We start from the raw sequence: 15,678 nt of genomic DNA on the forward strand, positions 1-15,678 counted from the left end.
TTGTGCGAGATCCGCAAATTTTTTCACCAACAGGCAAAACAGATCCCCACTACTAAAAGCTGTCGCCGAAGGTGGCAAATAATTTTAGTCCTGTTGACCATCGGGAACCCAGGGGAAAAGGAATAAAAAAATCATCGCCGAAGGTGGCGAACTTGCGTCTTTAATTAGCCCTCCCCGTGGACACCTCTACTTCAATGATATTATGTGCTCACGGAAGCAGATCATTAAAAAATAATCAATTAAAAGTCCACGGAGACCCGGGAGACCTAGCGCACCTTGTTAGTATTAGATTTTTTTAAGGCTTCGAATCGCTCTTTGATTTCATCAAGAGTACCTACCGTTAGGTAAACAGAATAGTTAACTTCCAAACCCGTAGTAAGAGCAAAAGTTCTTATTGGTGAAACATAGGAGCAGGACGAGCCCTTAGGTCCCGTTGAACCATTACCTCTGGCTTTATAACAGGTGAAGTTAGTTGTTCCCGGAGTATAAACTCCTACGCCCCATTTATTATCGTCCACATAGGCTACCCACTCTGAACTGCTTGTACCTTTGCGTAGACCATCCTTACCTTTTCTTTTATTTTCAGCTAAAACTCGCGGTTCCTCACTAATGAGCTTGCCTTCTTTTGTGTAATAAAAGTTTTTTAAGGCACCGTCCACAAAAACTGCGGGCATCTCCTGGTGCCTTGCTTTCCCCTGATCCGGCCCGGTGTAATTCATAATGAAATTGATTTTAGCCAACTTGCCGTCAAGCGTGATATATTGCTCCATCAAGGCTTCCGGACAAGGCTTGGCACTGGACCAGCGGCGAGGTTCTACTTTGGAGTACATGAGCTGCTTTTTCGGATCGCGTTCGAATTTAAGTAAACGAGCGGGCTTCTTATCCCAGCTACCACCCTGAACCGGATTGTAAACCCATGGTTTTCCATTCCAGTCTGAACCATCACTCTTCCCATAATAGGATTGCTGAACAAAGCGACCTTCATCAAAATGATTGAGGAGGTTTCTCCCCGTTTTACTCTCTCCTAAAAAACCAATGCAGGCCCCTCGTGATTTATCCAGGCCAATTTTAATGTGACCATTATCCAGATAGGCCCAGTCTTCTTTGGCTTTTTTTGTATCAGCCAGTAAAAGCTGACTAAACAGACAGAGTGTTATAATAATTATTTTTTTCATGTAAATGATTCTTCTTTTCCTGATTTATATAAACGAGAGGAACTTCGAGAAGCCCGGATTCCACAAAGACACATTCATCTGACCATTCATCACCCTCAGTTGTAAAATGCTGAGGACCTATCCAGTATCTACCTGGAACGGAGTCATGCAAGGGGCCAAAGGTATTTCTTCTCGTCAGAACTATCTTTAGATCGACAAGCTCTTCTTTGCCGCTGAGTTTAGCTTCAAAGGGATCCCAGCCCAAAACCTGATCATCGAGTTTAGCGCAGGCTCCGCCAATTTGCGGTAAGCGCAACTTTTGACTCCCTTCGGGCACTGCGATTTTATAAATGAAAGAACCTGAATAAAAAGGAAAGCCCTGCTTACAAAGGTCGCCAATTTTCACTTTATCTGGCATTGGCTTGATGTGACGCTTTATCCCCGTGAGTTCTACCGCAAATTGACCAAGGAGGTAAATAGCTTCCACATTACTCATCTCTGTATAAACTGTTTTAAGAGTTATGGTATTGTGCCCTTCGTGAAGTAAATCCCGGGGGATTTTTATCCGATGAAAAGCTATATCAATCCATCGCTGTGTTTGCGAACAATCCAAAGCACGACCATTGACGAAAACCTGGAATTTTTCAATTTCTTCCAGAACTAAATCCACTGGTCCTGAAAGGTCGTTTAATTCAAAATCATAAGTGAGTTCCAGCTCGCAAAGCTCTTTTACTTCTTGTTGATTGGTAAACCAGGGCTGCAGCATTTCGCCTCCCCGTCTCATGATTCCATACTGATCACGAATCTCTTGATCAATCTTTAAAACCTCCTGTGCGGCTTGCCACTCACCCTCATTGAGGCGGTAGCTGGCAAAGTCTAAAACACAAATATTATCTTCTTCTAAACTGTACTCAAATTCACCTAAGACAGGGCTTTCTATCAACTCTTCAGATGGGGTTTCGGATTTTATGTCAGCTAAGGGTTCCGCACTTATGTAAAAAATCTTTTCGCCGGCTTTTACAAAGTCAGTTGTGAAACACCTTAGGCCATTACTGTATTCACTAGGCACAGCAAACATTTCTCCACTCTCTAAATCCAACTCATAAATATGACCTGAATCAGCAACTTTTAACTCAACATTTTCTCGACGTTCATCGCGATTGACGTTTAGAGCTGCAAAAATAAGCCCCTTATCAGTCTTTCTTACTTGTCCGAAAATATCCTCAGCCTGAACAGTGGCAATTGGCTTAGGCAGCATCGCTAATAAAACTTCTTTTCTGAACTCAATACTTATAAATGACGGAAATTCGGCTCTCACGGCATCGATATACTTGGGTACCTGCCCTACTACAATGACTTCACCTCCAGCCTCCTGGAAAGCTTTTAGTAAATTTAAAGTGCTAGAGCGCATGGTCTCCATACCCGCGACCACAATTGATCGGTAGCTGCTTTTCCCAACGCGAAATAAGTTACCTTCAACACTGGCTAGACGACTAAGCATCTCTTCATCACCATAATCGAAATCAATCTGACTCTCGAGTAAATAGCTAAAAAGCTTTTGGTAATCATCTTCAAGGTTCTGTATTTTCTGATCCTGAAGTGCAAGAGAATTTGACCAACCCAAATGAACTTGAGCCCACACGCTCTCAACAGGGTTGATCACCAGCACGTCACATACAGCTTCCCCCTGCGCCATCATCATGCCAAAGCGGGCAAAGTAATCTTCCACGTGTTTGTACTCTTTATACCAAGCTGACTGATGCAGTATACTCGCAGGATAATCTCGTTTCGCTTCTCCGCGCATAGTATACCAGGACAGGTGATGGCAGCGAAGATTAATACCCAGTAATGCTTGCCAATCGCCCACAGCCTTATGACCTGAGAAAGGCATTTGCCAACCTGTGCATCCGTAAGTCTCGGTCAAGAGCTGAGTCTTACCCGTTTGACGAGCAGCGGAAGCCAGTTGTTTAACAATCCAGTAATTTTTATTATGTTCACCCAGAACATCTATACCCGGCAAATCCATATGCTCGTAGTAACGCATCATGGATCCCGACATGGCTGTCTGACTGGTTAAATTATCTTCGTGTAAGACATGCCCCGTTAGAACTAAGTTATGTTCTTTACACCACTGCTGACAGGGTATAGCAAAATTTTCGATAAACAGCTGCTGTAACAATTCCACAAAATGCCATTTAACTGGAGAGATAGTTTCACCATCTATCTGCAGAAAAAGTTCGGGTAATTTGGGTATCAAGTCATAGCCAAAGCGCTTTTCAAATTCCTCGAAAAGTTTTTGCGTATAGGGAACTGTACTTGCACCATCTTCGCGATACATCGAAAAACCATCTAAAACTGCGCCGCGATGGGGTTCGTCAGTAAATATACCTTTAATGGATTTACCCAGGCGGTCACCGCATTTTTGAGCATACTTCTCGTGAGTTGATTGTAAGTAAGCTTCGGTCGCATCGCGATTCATGGTGTCCACATAAGTAAAACCATTATAAAAACCACTTCTACCCTGCTCGATAATGGAAAAGCGCAAAAGATTCTTACCCTTACCAAGATTGGTACATACGGCTCCTTCCAAATCACAGTTAAATTCAGCGATTACATTTTCGGTTTTATCAGATGGGTCAACTTCAAGCAGAATGGCTTTTTGGCGAAACTCGGGGTGCTGAGTCACTAAACCACCTGCCAAACCAGACGGCCAGCGATCTTCATCGTATAACCATGATTCCATGCCTAAAGAATCACCGTAGTCAGCACAGTCATTTATTAAATCAAACCATTCTTCACCTAGATACTCGGTCTCCAGACCTGTACGTGAGTGCATAAAATAACCACCAAAGCCCATTTCCTTCATGACATCTATCTGATGAAACAGTTCTTCCTTCTCCAGTTTACCATTCCATGACCAAAAGGGCTTACCACGCCATTGCCTGTCCGGGTTAAGCAAGTGCTCTCTATTCATTAAATTGAATCCTAATTTATTACAATCTCGGGATACTTGAGATTTATCGATATTTACCATTAAGATACAGGGAAGTTAAAAATAAGTCAAATCTTGTCATTTAATTAAATTTTAACTCAACAAAACAAACTGTTCACACAAGCAAACTATAGCAACATCTCTAGTAAGATGACTAAATATGACATCTCAGCTTGACAAATCAGACAGAAGAAAATAGTCTAGAAAAATTTAATGAAGCTAAAATCTCAGTTCACGCTCATTAACTTGAGATTTACATACCTGTATTGAAGCAATAAATAAAGAGTAGATCTATGAACGAAACTCAGAAAGTATCCCTCTCAACTCGTTTTGCATGGGGGACAGGCGGCTGGGCCGACAACTTTATGTTTCAAACTCTCATGATCCTCGCACTCCCCATATATAATATTGAGTTGGGTGTTGATCCTGTCTGGGTAGGTATGGCACTAATGTTTCCCCGTCTTTTTGACGCTATAACTGACCCGCTCATGGGGAATATATCAGATAACACTCAAAGTCGCTGGGGACGCAGGCGCCCATGGATATTTACAGGCACCCTGCTATGTGCCATTTTACTTCCCCTGCTATGGATGCCACCTTTTTCTGGAAAAGAAGCAACTATTATCTATTTCACCATTATTAGCACTCTTTATGCCCTGGCTTATACAATGTTTATCATCCCCTACACAGCCCTGGGTTTTGAATTAAGTAATGACTATGATGAACGCACTAAAGTTATGAGTTGGCGTATGTACGTAGGTTTAGTAGCAGGTCTATGCCTCCCCAACCTTTACGCCTGGTGTCAGAACGACGTTTTCGAAGGAGACATTCTAAAAGGTGCTCGTTGGGTCAGCTTCATTGTAGCTCTTAGCATACTTATCACTGGCTTAACTCCGGCTCTTTTTTGTCGTGAAAAAATCACCGAACCGGAAAAGGATAAACTTAAACTCGGCCAAGCTCTTCTGGAAACAGTTAAAGATGGCTCATTTCGCTTATTACTCAGCGCTTATTTAACTGTTGTCGCTGGCACACTCACTTCTGCGGCTCTAACGCTTTACGTCAACATTTACCACGTTTTTGATGGTGATAAAAAATTAGCTGCAGAAGTCTATGCACTTGGCGGTATGTTCGCTGTTATCGGTGCGTACCTGGGCCTTCGCCTAGCCAATATTATTTCAGTCAAAACCGGCAAAAAAGAAACCTTGATTGCCGGTCTGATACTCACTCTCATTGCTGTGGGCTCAATGTTTTTCACTATGCAACCTGGCTTTCAAGTCCATGAAGTCTGGGGCTTTAAATATCACCCTCAAGCCATCTCATTTTTCTTCTATGGCATGGGTCAGCAGGCCTGCTGGTTGCTTATTGATTCTATGACTGCCGACATCTGCGATGAAGATGAATTACGTACCGGAAGAAGACGTGAAGGTATGTTTGGTGCAGTTAAAAGTCTGGCTTTAAAATCAGGTGTCGCCATCACTGGACTTACTGGTGGCCTTGTTATAAAATTTGCAGGTGCAAGTGACGCTTCACAAGGCGTCGCTCCGGAAGTAGCCAATACGCTCCACAATCTCTTCATCATCATTCAGGCTGCAGGCCTGATTACTGGCATCATCATTTTTATTTTTTACCCCATTACTCGGGCTAAATCTGAAGAAACTCGGCGTCTTCTGGATGCTAAAAATTTAAGTAAATAACAAAGGACAAAGGCATGCTGCAAACTGCCAAATTCAACAAGAGAGCATTTATTTCACTTTTTATCTTAACTCTTTGCGCTCATCAGCTCTTGGCCAAAGAAAGCCGACCTCCCAATATTATTATCATCTTAACTGATGATCACGGCTATGCCGATTTCAGCCCTTATAAAAACTCATCTCCCGACTTAAAGACGCCTCATTTAGATGCTCTATCAAAAAGTGGCGCTGTCATCACCCAGGGCTATTCAACCGCACCTCAGTGCATACCTTCCCGTGCGGCCATTGTCACCTCCAGATATCAGAACCGTTTCGGTTTAGATGGTAATTATTATGCGCCCATGGCCCTTGATGAAGTCACTATTGCAGAGCGACTGCGCGAACAGGGGTATATCACCGGTTTTGTTGGAAAATGGCATCTCGAACCTAACAGAAACAGCCGCCATTGGATGAAAGAAAATTGGCCTGAAGGACTCAAACAAAAGAACCCGAGAATACCCGATAAACTAAAAAGCCCTTATTTACCCATGAATCGTGGCTATACTGAGTTTTATGATGGAACGATGAATGCATACTTAAGAAATTTCGACTTGGAAGGTCGCTCTGTGAGCCCCAAACGCATCGTGGATAAAGAAACTTTTCGCGTCGACAAACAAACTGATGCTGCTCTTGCCTTCCTGAAAAGAAATAGCGATAAGCCCTTTTTTCTCCACCTTAATTACTATGCGCCTCACACGCCTCTGGAAGTTGTAGAAAAATACTTTGATCGCTTCCCTGGAAACATGGCCGAGCGCAGACGCTGGGCATTGGCCTCACTAGCTGCAATTGACGATGGGGTGGGTGCCATCATGGATTCTTTGAGAAAAAACAAGATCGAAGAAAACACGATTATTTTTTACTTTGCAGACAATGGCGCGCCTCTAGCCATCAAAATGGCAGATCTCCCTTTTGATAAACCCGGGTGGGACGGCTCCCTAAATGGTGACCTAGTGGGCGAAAAAGGCATGATCTCAGAAGCCGGTGTACGAGTCCCCTACCTCGTTTATTGGAAAGGCACAATCCCTGCTCAAACCTACAATAAACCCCTAAGTACAATGGACGCCGGTGCAACTGCCTTGGCTCTTGCGGGAATTAAAACTCAAAAGAATGAACTCGACGGTGTGAACCTCATGCCCTATTTAACACAAAAAGACTCTTCCTCACCCCACGAATATCTTTACTGGAGGTTCTGGGGTCAGTCGGCCATTCGCACAGAAAAATGGAAGTACTTCGAACTCGAAAATGGTGTAGAAATGCTTTTTGACATGAATGCCCCCCTGCCTGAAAGAAAAAATCTCATCAAACAATACCCCGAAGTCGCAAGTCATTTACAGAAAAAACTAAGTCATTGGAGAGACCAGCAAAAGCGCCAGGGCTTTGTGGAAAAGTTTGGTCGTGAAGCCAAATGGTTTCAACACTATTTTAAAATCAAATAAAAACATCTTATGCCTATACACACTATCACAAAACTCATCACCTTGTGCTTTGCACTTGGCCTTACAACAAACATTCATGCCAAAGCTAAACCATCTCCCAATATCATCTTCATCCTGGCGGATGACCTAGGCTACATGGATATCGCGGCCTATGCGAGTAAAACAAAAGACGTCAATCGCTCCGAGCTATATCACGAAACCCCAAATTTAGATAAACTGATTGATGAAGGTGTCATGTTTACCCAGGCTTATGCTACCCACCTTTGTTCACCGAGCCGTTCCAGTATCATCACAGGTAAACACGCTTCACGCTTAGGCTTTATGACCGCTACCCCAGGCAACTACAAAACCCATTACAATCAAGGTAAAACACCTCCTCAAGGCTTTTACAAACAGGATGGATTTTATAACTCTACAGGCTCTGCTCCGTGGCCACTCACCCAGGGGATAACTAACATTGCCTTGCCAAGAGATGAAACAACTTTTGCAGAAGCCATGCATAATCATCAGGCTGCTTTTCTCGGCAAATGGCATTTAGGAGGTCATGGCTCGGAAGGCTATTCGCCCTCTGATCAAGGCTTTGAAGAACTTGCCTGGTTCGACGCTGGTGGATCACCCTACTTCAACTGGCGTAAGCTATGGGACAAAAATAAGAAAGTTCACAAAAAAATGGCTCAATCAGATCTTCAACACGGCAAAAGCGGCGAAGTAACCGGAGAAGACTACCTCACTGATGATCTAACTAAGCAAGCCTGTAATTACATACGAAAATCACAAAATTCCACGAAACCTTTTCTCCTTTATTTTTGCCACTTTGCAGTACATACACCACTGCAGGCAAAAAAGGAAGATATTCAGTATTTCACTAATAAAAGCACTCGAGGATGGAACGGGCACCAAAACCCCACCTATGCAGCAATGCTCAAATCACTGGATGATTCAATCGGCGAGATGGTACACACACTAAAAGAAACCAGACAACTCGACAATACCGTAATTATGTTCATATCAGACAACGGTGGAATTAAACGTCCTGACAAAGATGGCAAAGCTAGCATTAGCAACAATGCTCCACTTAAAGGGGAAAAAGCACTGCTCTACGAAGGTGGCATTCGCGTCCCATTTTTTGTTTGGCAACCAGAGAAGTTCAAAGCAAGCAGCTGTGATCGCCCTGTCGACATCAACGATATTTTCCCCACTCTTCTGGAACTTGGTCAATACCCACTTGATCAATATCAAACTTATGGCGATGGTCAATCACTCGTGCCCCTGCTTTCAGACTCAGAGAGCCATAAATATAATCGTGATACTTTTTATTGGCATTACCCATTTTATGTAGGTGTCGGCCTTAAAAAAGGCGATTTAACATCACCAAGATCAGCAATCCGCCACAAAGACTGGAAGTTAATCCTCAACTGGGAAGGAAAATTAGAACTCTACAATATTAAAAATGACCTGGAAGAAAAACACAATTTAGTTAACCAGGAACCTGAACGTACTCAAAAACTATTTAAGCAACTCACAAGCTGGATAAATGAGACAGTTGAAAAGCGTTATGTCCCTATACAAAATAGCGCTTACAAAAAGCACTTAAAAACAGCTAGAGAATTCCATAACATCTTCTCCGACTATGACCAGTCATGGCCACAAGGAAGATCTTCGAGAGTAAAAAATAATCAATAACTTCCAGTAGCTAGCTGACAAATGATTTCAGGTTAAAAAATGGCACCCCCCCCTACTCAACACAGACATTTAATGACAAAAATCAAAAATGTCATTATTTTTTAAGTAATTCACTATAATTATAATAAAATCGTCATTGATGCATGCTTTATAATAAAGTAATTTAAGACTGTAATAAATTTAAGAAATCCACTTATGACAGCACCTAAAAAGCGCCTCGGCAAAAATGACGTTTGCCAAATCATAAAAGAACGAATTACCCGAGGTGATTTTTCTACCGATGGCTTACTCCCTCCTCTGCGTAGCTTGGCGACAGCCATTGGCTGCTCGCGTCACACTGTATGGAATGCAGTGAATCAACTCTGTGAAGAACAATACTTGGTCAGCGACGATACAGGACGCAACAAAGTACACCCTCGATTTATTTTTAGCGGTAAGGACGATGAGTTATTAAGAGTAGCTTTTGTCAGCAAAGGCAATGGTTATCTGGAAGATCCACTGGAAGCTAAAATCTTTCACTACCTCACGGAACATCAGGAAGGTCTTAAAATCTCTCTATCTCTAAGTGCAAACCCCACAGAGCAGCTGATTTCTTTTGAGGACTTTTCCGACTGCGATGCCGCCATTATCGCCACAGCCTGCCCACAAAACCTACAAACACAATTCCAGTCTAAGGAAATAACCAGCGTCACACTAAATCCGCCCCTGAATTTACCTCAGGCAGCCTCCGTGAGAATCGATTATTTCCAATACGGAGAACTGGCCGGTCAGGAAATCTGTAACAGGCAGTTCTCCAAACTTGTTGTGCTAAAACCCGCAAAACATGATTCATCAATTGAGCTGTATTATCTAGGCGTACTCAAGAGTTGGTTACGTGCAGGAAAACTCGAAAGTGATATAAAAACAATCACCGCAGAAGACGACCTTTTTCAACGATTAACAACATTCAACAATGAACTCCGCAACATTGACAGCTCTCATGCTTTTATCCTTTTCACAGCAGAATTTCTCCCTGAACTTCACAGCGTCCTAGACAAACAAGGACAATGGAATTCTCAGGCCCTTATTGCGATGGCCGATGATCACCCTGCTCTTGACGAATTCTCCATAAGTAGCATAGGCTCAGACACCAAAGCTCTGTGCAGTGCCTTAATCCAACAGCTGAGAAATAAAAAAGAAATGAAGACCGACATCATCCCCGGACAAGTCATTACACGTCAGCAAAACAACAATCTCGGGAGTGATTCAAATGCCTAAGAACAAAGTATTTAAATCAGTTCATATTCAATCTGACACTATTTTACAGTCACTTAAAGAAAGAATTTCTGCAGGTGAATTCCCAACCGACAAAGCGATCCCCCCGGTCAGGACTCTGGGTGAACATTATGACATTTCACGACAGACCATTTCCATACTTTTGAAAAGACTCTATGAAGACAATTACATCTACCCCATGTCCAACGGGCGTTATAAAGCCAACCCCAAATACGTTCCCAATAGCGTAGATACAGGAACTCCCCTTAGGCTTTGTTTTTTAGCTGAAAAAAACATACAAGGCCTCACCAATGATTATCAAACTCGAATCTATCAGGCACTGCAACATAATAAAAAGCGATTCAATATCGAAGTTGACTACCAAATACATTACGATAAAAATGAAGTCTTTCAGAAATCGTACGAAGCCTATGACTCCATTATTTTAGTCGGCAACTGGCCCATAGAAACTTTCGACTATTTCAACAGCAAAATTGTTACATCCTGCGTCACTCCCCTCAATCAACATCTTCCTAGAGGTGTACGTATCGACAATGTCTACGGTGGAGAACTTTTGGCAAGTCACATTATTAAAAATCACCATCAAGATATAAAACGCATGAAACTCATTGGTGTTAGTCTGGATTACCCAAATTTTTGGCACGAACAATTCAGCCTGCGAGTAACTGGTTTTAAAAAAGCATGGCTCGAACACGGTCGCAGCTTAAATGAGATTGAAGAAATTATTTTGCCTGAAGATTATCAAGCCATGATCAACGCCTGGATCAAGAATGCCAAAGAGCACAAAGAAGGCGATGCTTACTTCGCCCTATCCGATAAAGATGCCCAGTTTTTGGTTTCAAGCTTGGCTAGTGAAGGTAAAAAATGTCCTCATATTTTCTGCCCAGATAACAGTGAAATTGCCCTTAAAAATAATCTTACCAGCCTTTTCCCTGATCCCGAAAAAATCGCCTTTGCAATCGCTCACCAACTTAGAGTGATCGAAATTGAAGGCCCTAAGCATAAGCAACTCGATTACATCACTCCGGAACTCATCGTTCGCTGAGGAAAAATACTCAACTGACTAGATCATTTTTCTTTATTCTAAGTTGGCTAAATTGGACTATTGAATTATTTTCGCCAAAATATCAAAGTTGATTATTTTTATTATAAATATGATCACTTCACAATAATTAAAAATGAGCATTAATATACAAAACTAGTCACAGTCCCAGAAAGTTCCTATAACAGAGCTACTACCATAACCAATACTATACGGATTAGTCTCAGTTCGGTAACCAGGTCTTTGACTATGAACCTGAATAGTATTGATGTATGTCGTGAACATGATACTTCCATCAACCATTAAAAAATTCATGTATAAATCTTTATGCTTATAATCACTTGTAGCATTAAATATCCATGGGGCTTGTGAATCCGCTTGATTCCCCACATTACTCATAGCATTATGCTCACCATAATGCTCAAAGAAAGCTATACTTTTTGAAGGACTGGTGACTTCAGTGATTCTTCTACTTTGATCAGGATAATTTACTTCGTTTATAATACCTTTCTGCCAGGTCCCATTTCTATAACGACTTGGAATATAAGTCCTTGTGTAACGACCTACAACTCTCTCTACATCATCAGATGGACAGGTATATAACTTATTAGCTGATGCACTCAAGCCGCTCAACAAGGGAAATTGATTTCCATCCAACTTTTGTTGAGTCATTGATAAATCACGAGAATCGTAAATTCCAAGGCGATCATCCCAACTGATACTATCATCCGTGTTCATCATGTAATAATCGTCATTATCAGCTACATACATATAGGTGGCGACATTTATCTGTTTCATATTAGATTTACAAACAGCCGTCCGACCTTTCTCTCGAGAAGCACCCAAAGCCGGCAACAAAAGCGAAGCCAGTATAGAAATAATAGCTACTACCACAAGCAACTCTATTAGTGTAAATCTCTTGCTCTCCATAAGTTCAATCCTTTATAAAAACATGAGGAAAATTTAATTATATAAGAATAATAATACGAACAAAGAACAATGTCAATACTTGTCTTTTTATTTTGTGTGGAATTCTTAAAAACCTGTAGCACTAAGCTCTTCCCCAAACAAAATCAATCAGAAAAAAAATCCGTAAATAGTCAACCCAACAAACAGAAAATATTGGATTCACTAATATTTAAACAGCAAACTTAGTTAAAAAGACAAATTAGGACAATAAAAACTAAGGACTCTAAAGAGAAAAACTTAAGAAATTCATTTCCCCCTAGATATCCACTCATTTAAAAGCCCGTTTTGCTGATTCTAATTCTTTTTGTCAGGAAGAGTTGTGTGCATATTTTTATTCCAAACTTCCTTCTTGTACTTTTTTCGTTCTTCAGGAGTCAACAAAAATGAAGAATTCCAACTCACCGAATCCAGAGAATCTCTCTCTTTCGCAACATCAGCTTTGATCCGTTTGGCAATAGCTACCATGCGTTGCACCACTTCCGGCTTCTCCGCAGCAATATTTTTCTTTTCGCGAATATCTACGCTAAGATCATAAAGTTCTAGATCACCAAAACTTTCAGTTGCCATCAACTTATAATTGCCATCTCTTAAAGCAACACTATGGCGATCACGTCCACCTGACCAGAAAAAAAGAGGCTGGTCACGCTCAAAGGCCCTGGCCTTCAATAAGGGCAAAATATTTTCACCATCAACATTCCTATCTGGTACCGCTTGCTTTGTAATCGCACACAAAGTAGGCATATAGTCGAGCGTCGACATCGGCTCAGAACACTTCTGTCCTGGCTTGATAACTTTAGGCCAAAACGCCAGGGCCGGAACTCGGATCCCCCCTTCATAGACAAAACCCTTCCAGTAACGCAAAGGTCCGGCATTACCATGATTTGTATCCCGTCGCGGATCGAGTTCATTATTCCCCACGATAATTTCACAGCCATTATCGGCCGAAAATAAAATTAACGTATTGTCGAGTTGACCCTGCTCCTCCAGTTCATCAACAAGTCTGCCAATAGCTGCATCCATGTGTGAAACCATACCATAGAATACACATTCATTTTCCCGATAGTGTTTACGGTATTGTTGTTTATATTTATCCGTTGTCCCATGTGGTGAATGTGCTTCATGCGCCCAAAAATTGATAAAAAATGGCTTACCCTGATCGGGTCGATTTTTAAGCCAGGAAATAGCCTCATCCACACAGAGATCGGCCGACAAGCCTTTAAGTTTTGGCAGGGGTGTCTTATTGCGGATAAACCCTGCTGGGTTAAGAATATTAGATCGAGCATCCTGCTCGGTCCAAAAAGCATGATCGAAACCGAATTCGTTCGGTGTTGGGTCACCCTTTTTACCAATCAAATGCCATTTCCCCACATGACATGTATCATAGCCCGCATCTTTCAAAATTTGAGCAATAGTAATTTCTTCAGCACCTAAGCCCTGTAAGTTTGGTCCATCTTTTAGAGTGATCGGTCCATATATCCCAGTCCTGTAGGGGTGACGACCGGTTAACAAACCTGAACGGGATGGTGAACACCAAGGGGAACAAGCATAGAAATCTGTCAGAATCATACCTTGCTCTGCTAATTTATCTAAATGAGGAGTCTCGATCACTGGCCCCCCGCTAAAACCGGTGTCCCAATAGCCCATATCGTCTGCTAAAATCACAATTACATTAGGTTTTTCTTCGGCAAAAATTTGATTTACTGTTCCGGTCATAAAAACAAACATGGCCAATGCCACTTTTTTGAATGTCATCATATTTAATCCTTTTTATTTACAAATATTTTAGTCAAGACTTTAGGTATTTTAAAACACCATAGAAAATGAAAAACTTACGCTAACAATCAACCTTCCCCATTGTAAACTATGGTGAAGCTGTGATCAACAATTATCAAGTAAATCTATTCCCCCAATCTATCACCATAAAGATGGAGCCATTTCTTTATCAATTTCCTGCCAGATTTTAAGGAGTTCCTGCACTTTCTCTGGGTATTTCTCAGAAAGATCTTCAGTTTCTCCGATGTCATCTTTTAAATTAAATAACATAAAAGGCGTTATCTTGGTTCTATCTTTAAGTGATCTACTTTTCAAAAGCTTCCAATCTCCAGACCTTAAAGCTACCTGACCCACACTTTTCCAATAAAGAACTTTATGAGGTTCTTTCTGACTCTTCTCTGTTAAATAAGGAATAAGATTAACCCCGTCTCTTTTTGCTTTATGAGTCACTTTGACGCCGGAAACAGCTGCACTCGTGGCAAAAATATCTGTGGAGATTATCGGCTTATGATAGACTTTACCGGCAGGAAGAGTTCCATTCCAGCGCATAATGAAAGGAACGCGTATACCACCTTCCCTAAGCATGCCTTTTGAACCACTTAAAACCCCATTACTGGAAGTTAATTCTTTAGTTGGCCCACCATTATCACTTAAGAAATAAATGAGTGTATCCTCTTCAATTTTTGCTGATTTTAAGTAATTTAAAACGCGGCCAATATTATCGTCAAGATTGGCCAGCATAGCGGCAAATATGCGACGCTGTATGTCTTCGATGTGAGTAAACCTATCCATGTATTCATCAAGGCCTTGTAGAGGACTATGTACGGCATTGTAAGAAAGAGTCAAGAAAAATGGGCGGTCTGAAGTTCGTTTCATAAAATCAATAGCTTCAGTAGTGAAAGCATCGGTTAAATACTCCTTGACATCAACTGGTTGACTCGAGCGCACAATGGGATTGTTGGTATTATAATCCGGTTCATCGCCCAGAATATCATGATAAATGAGTTTGCCGTCTTTACTGGTCCAACGACCTTTAACTAAACCTGGAAGAACTTTTTTTCTTAGTAAAGTTGTCACACCTTCATATGGTTCAGGAACAAAATAATGACCTTCATGCATGAAGCCGAAGAACTCATCAAAGCCCTGATGCATTGGGTGAAATTTTGCCGTAGCTCCAAGATGCCACTTGCCGATGAGTGAAGTCGTATAACCACTTCTTTGTAGCTGCTCCGCGATAGTCCACTCACTATTTGGAACACCAATTCTGGGGTCTTCATTCCAGTAGCCTGTAGGGTTTTTTTCATAGCCAAAACGATTCTGATAACGACCAGTCATGATTGCTGCTCTGGAAGCACTGCAGTAAGGACCAGTGACATAAGCATTGGTGAATTTCACACCATCTCGGGCCAGAGAATCTATATGGGGTGTTGGGATGCGGCCATCATCCTGGCGTTCAAGTTCACCATACCCTAAATCATCGACTATAATGAGAATTATATTGGGCTGTTTTTCCTGAGCACAAATCAAGCTTACGCTACTAAATAAAAATATTATTATAAATTTCATGAACCACCACTTTTAATAAGTTAATTACACCACAACAATAACTCAAAATCAAAAACTG

10 protein-coding genes are annotated in these 15,678 nt (G+C 41.5%); 5 read left to right on the forward strand and 5 right to left on the reverse strand.

Annotation, left to right across the window (positions count from 1 at the left end; all coding sequences use genetic code 11):
* Positions 1–266: 266 nt before the first annotated feature.
* A complete protein-coding gene (locus PQO01_RS09910; protein WP_274313852.1) occupies positions 267–1,175 on the reverse strand; it encodes a hypothetical protein in 909 nt (302 codons plus the stop codon).
* A complete protein-coding gene (locus tag PQO01_RS09915; protein ID WP_274313853.1) occupies positions 1,138–4,128 on the reverse strand; it encodes a glycosyl hydrolase in 2,991 nt (996 codons plus the stop codon). Before PQO01_RS09915 ends, PQO01_RS09910 begins: the two co-directional genes overlap by 38 nt.
* A 311-nt stretch (positions 4,129–4,439) precedes the next feature.
* On the opposite strand from PQO01_RS09915, the gene PQO01_RS09920 reads away from it, so the two are divergent.
* From PQO01_RS09920 to PQO01_RS09940, 5 genes are all read left to right on the forward strand, one after another.
* Entirely contained in the window at positions 4,440–5,840 is a 1,401-nt protein-coding gene (locus PQO01_RS09920) for an MFS transporter (protein ID WP_274313854.1), read from the forward strand.
* Between the two features lie 14 nt (positions 5,841–5,854).
* Positions 5,855–7,312 carry a sulfatase family protein gene (locus tag PQO01_RS09925; RefSeq protein WP_274313855.1) on the forward strand — a complete coding sequence of 486 codons (1,458 nt, stop codon included), beginning with the start codon at positions 5,855–5,857 and terminating at the stop codon, positions 7,310–7,312.
* A 9-nt stretch (positions 7,313–7,321) separates the two neighbouring features.
* The gene (locus tag PQO01_RS09930) at positions 7,322–8,995 is read left to right on the forward strand and encodes a sulfatase (protein WP_274313856.1); all 1,674 of its coding nucleotides are present in this window, start codon (positions 7,322–7,324) and stop codon (positions 8,993–8,995) included.
* A gap of 195 nt (positions 8,996–9,190) precedes the next feature.
* Positions 9,191–10,252, forward strand: a complete 1,062-nt coding sequence (locus tag PQO01_RS09935; RefSeq protein WP_274313857.1) for a GntR family transcriptional regulator — start codon at positions 9,191–9,193, stop codon at positions 10,250–10,252.
* Positions 10,245–11,315: a GntR family transcriptional regulator gene (locus PQO01_RS09940; protein WP_274313858.1), complete on the forward strand. Its 1,071-nt coding sequence runs from the start codon at positions 10,245–10,247 to the stop codon at positions 11,313–11,315. Before PQO01_RS09935 ends, PQO01_RS09940 begins: the two co-directional genes overlap by 8 nt.
* Before the next feature lie 153 nt (positions 11,316–11,468).
* On the opposite strand, the gene PQO01_RS09945 is transcribed toward PQO01_RS09940, so the two are convergent.
* From PQO01_RS09945 to PQO01_RS09955, 3 genes are all read right to left on the reverse strand, one after another.
* Complete coding sequence (locus tag PQO01_RS09945; RefSeq protein WP_274313859.1) at positions 11,469–12,242, reverse strand: type II secretion system protein; 774 nt, start codon at positions 12,240–12,242, stop codon at positions 11,469–11,471.
* Positions 12,243–12,575: 333 nt separating this feature from the next.
* Entirely contained in the window at positions 12,576–14,036 is a 1,461-nt protein-coding gene (locus tag PQO01_RS09950; RefSeq protein WP_274313860.1) for a sulfatase-like hydrolase/transferase, read from the reverse strand.
* Between the two features lie 159 nt (positions 14,037–14,195).
* Positions 14,196–15,620, reverse strand: coding sequence for a sulfatase-like hydrolase/transferase (locus PQO01_RS09955; protein WP_274313861.1), 1,425 nt, complete (start codon positions 15,618–15,620; stop codon positions 14,196–14,198).
* Positions 15,621–15,678: the final 58 nt, after the last annotated feature.

The sequence above is a fragment of the Lentisphaera marina genome, assembly GCF_028745505.1.
Taxonomy (GTDB): Bacteria; Verrucomicrobiota; Lentisphaeria; order Lentisphaerales; family Lentisphaeraceae; genus Lentisphaera; species Lentisphaera marina.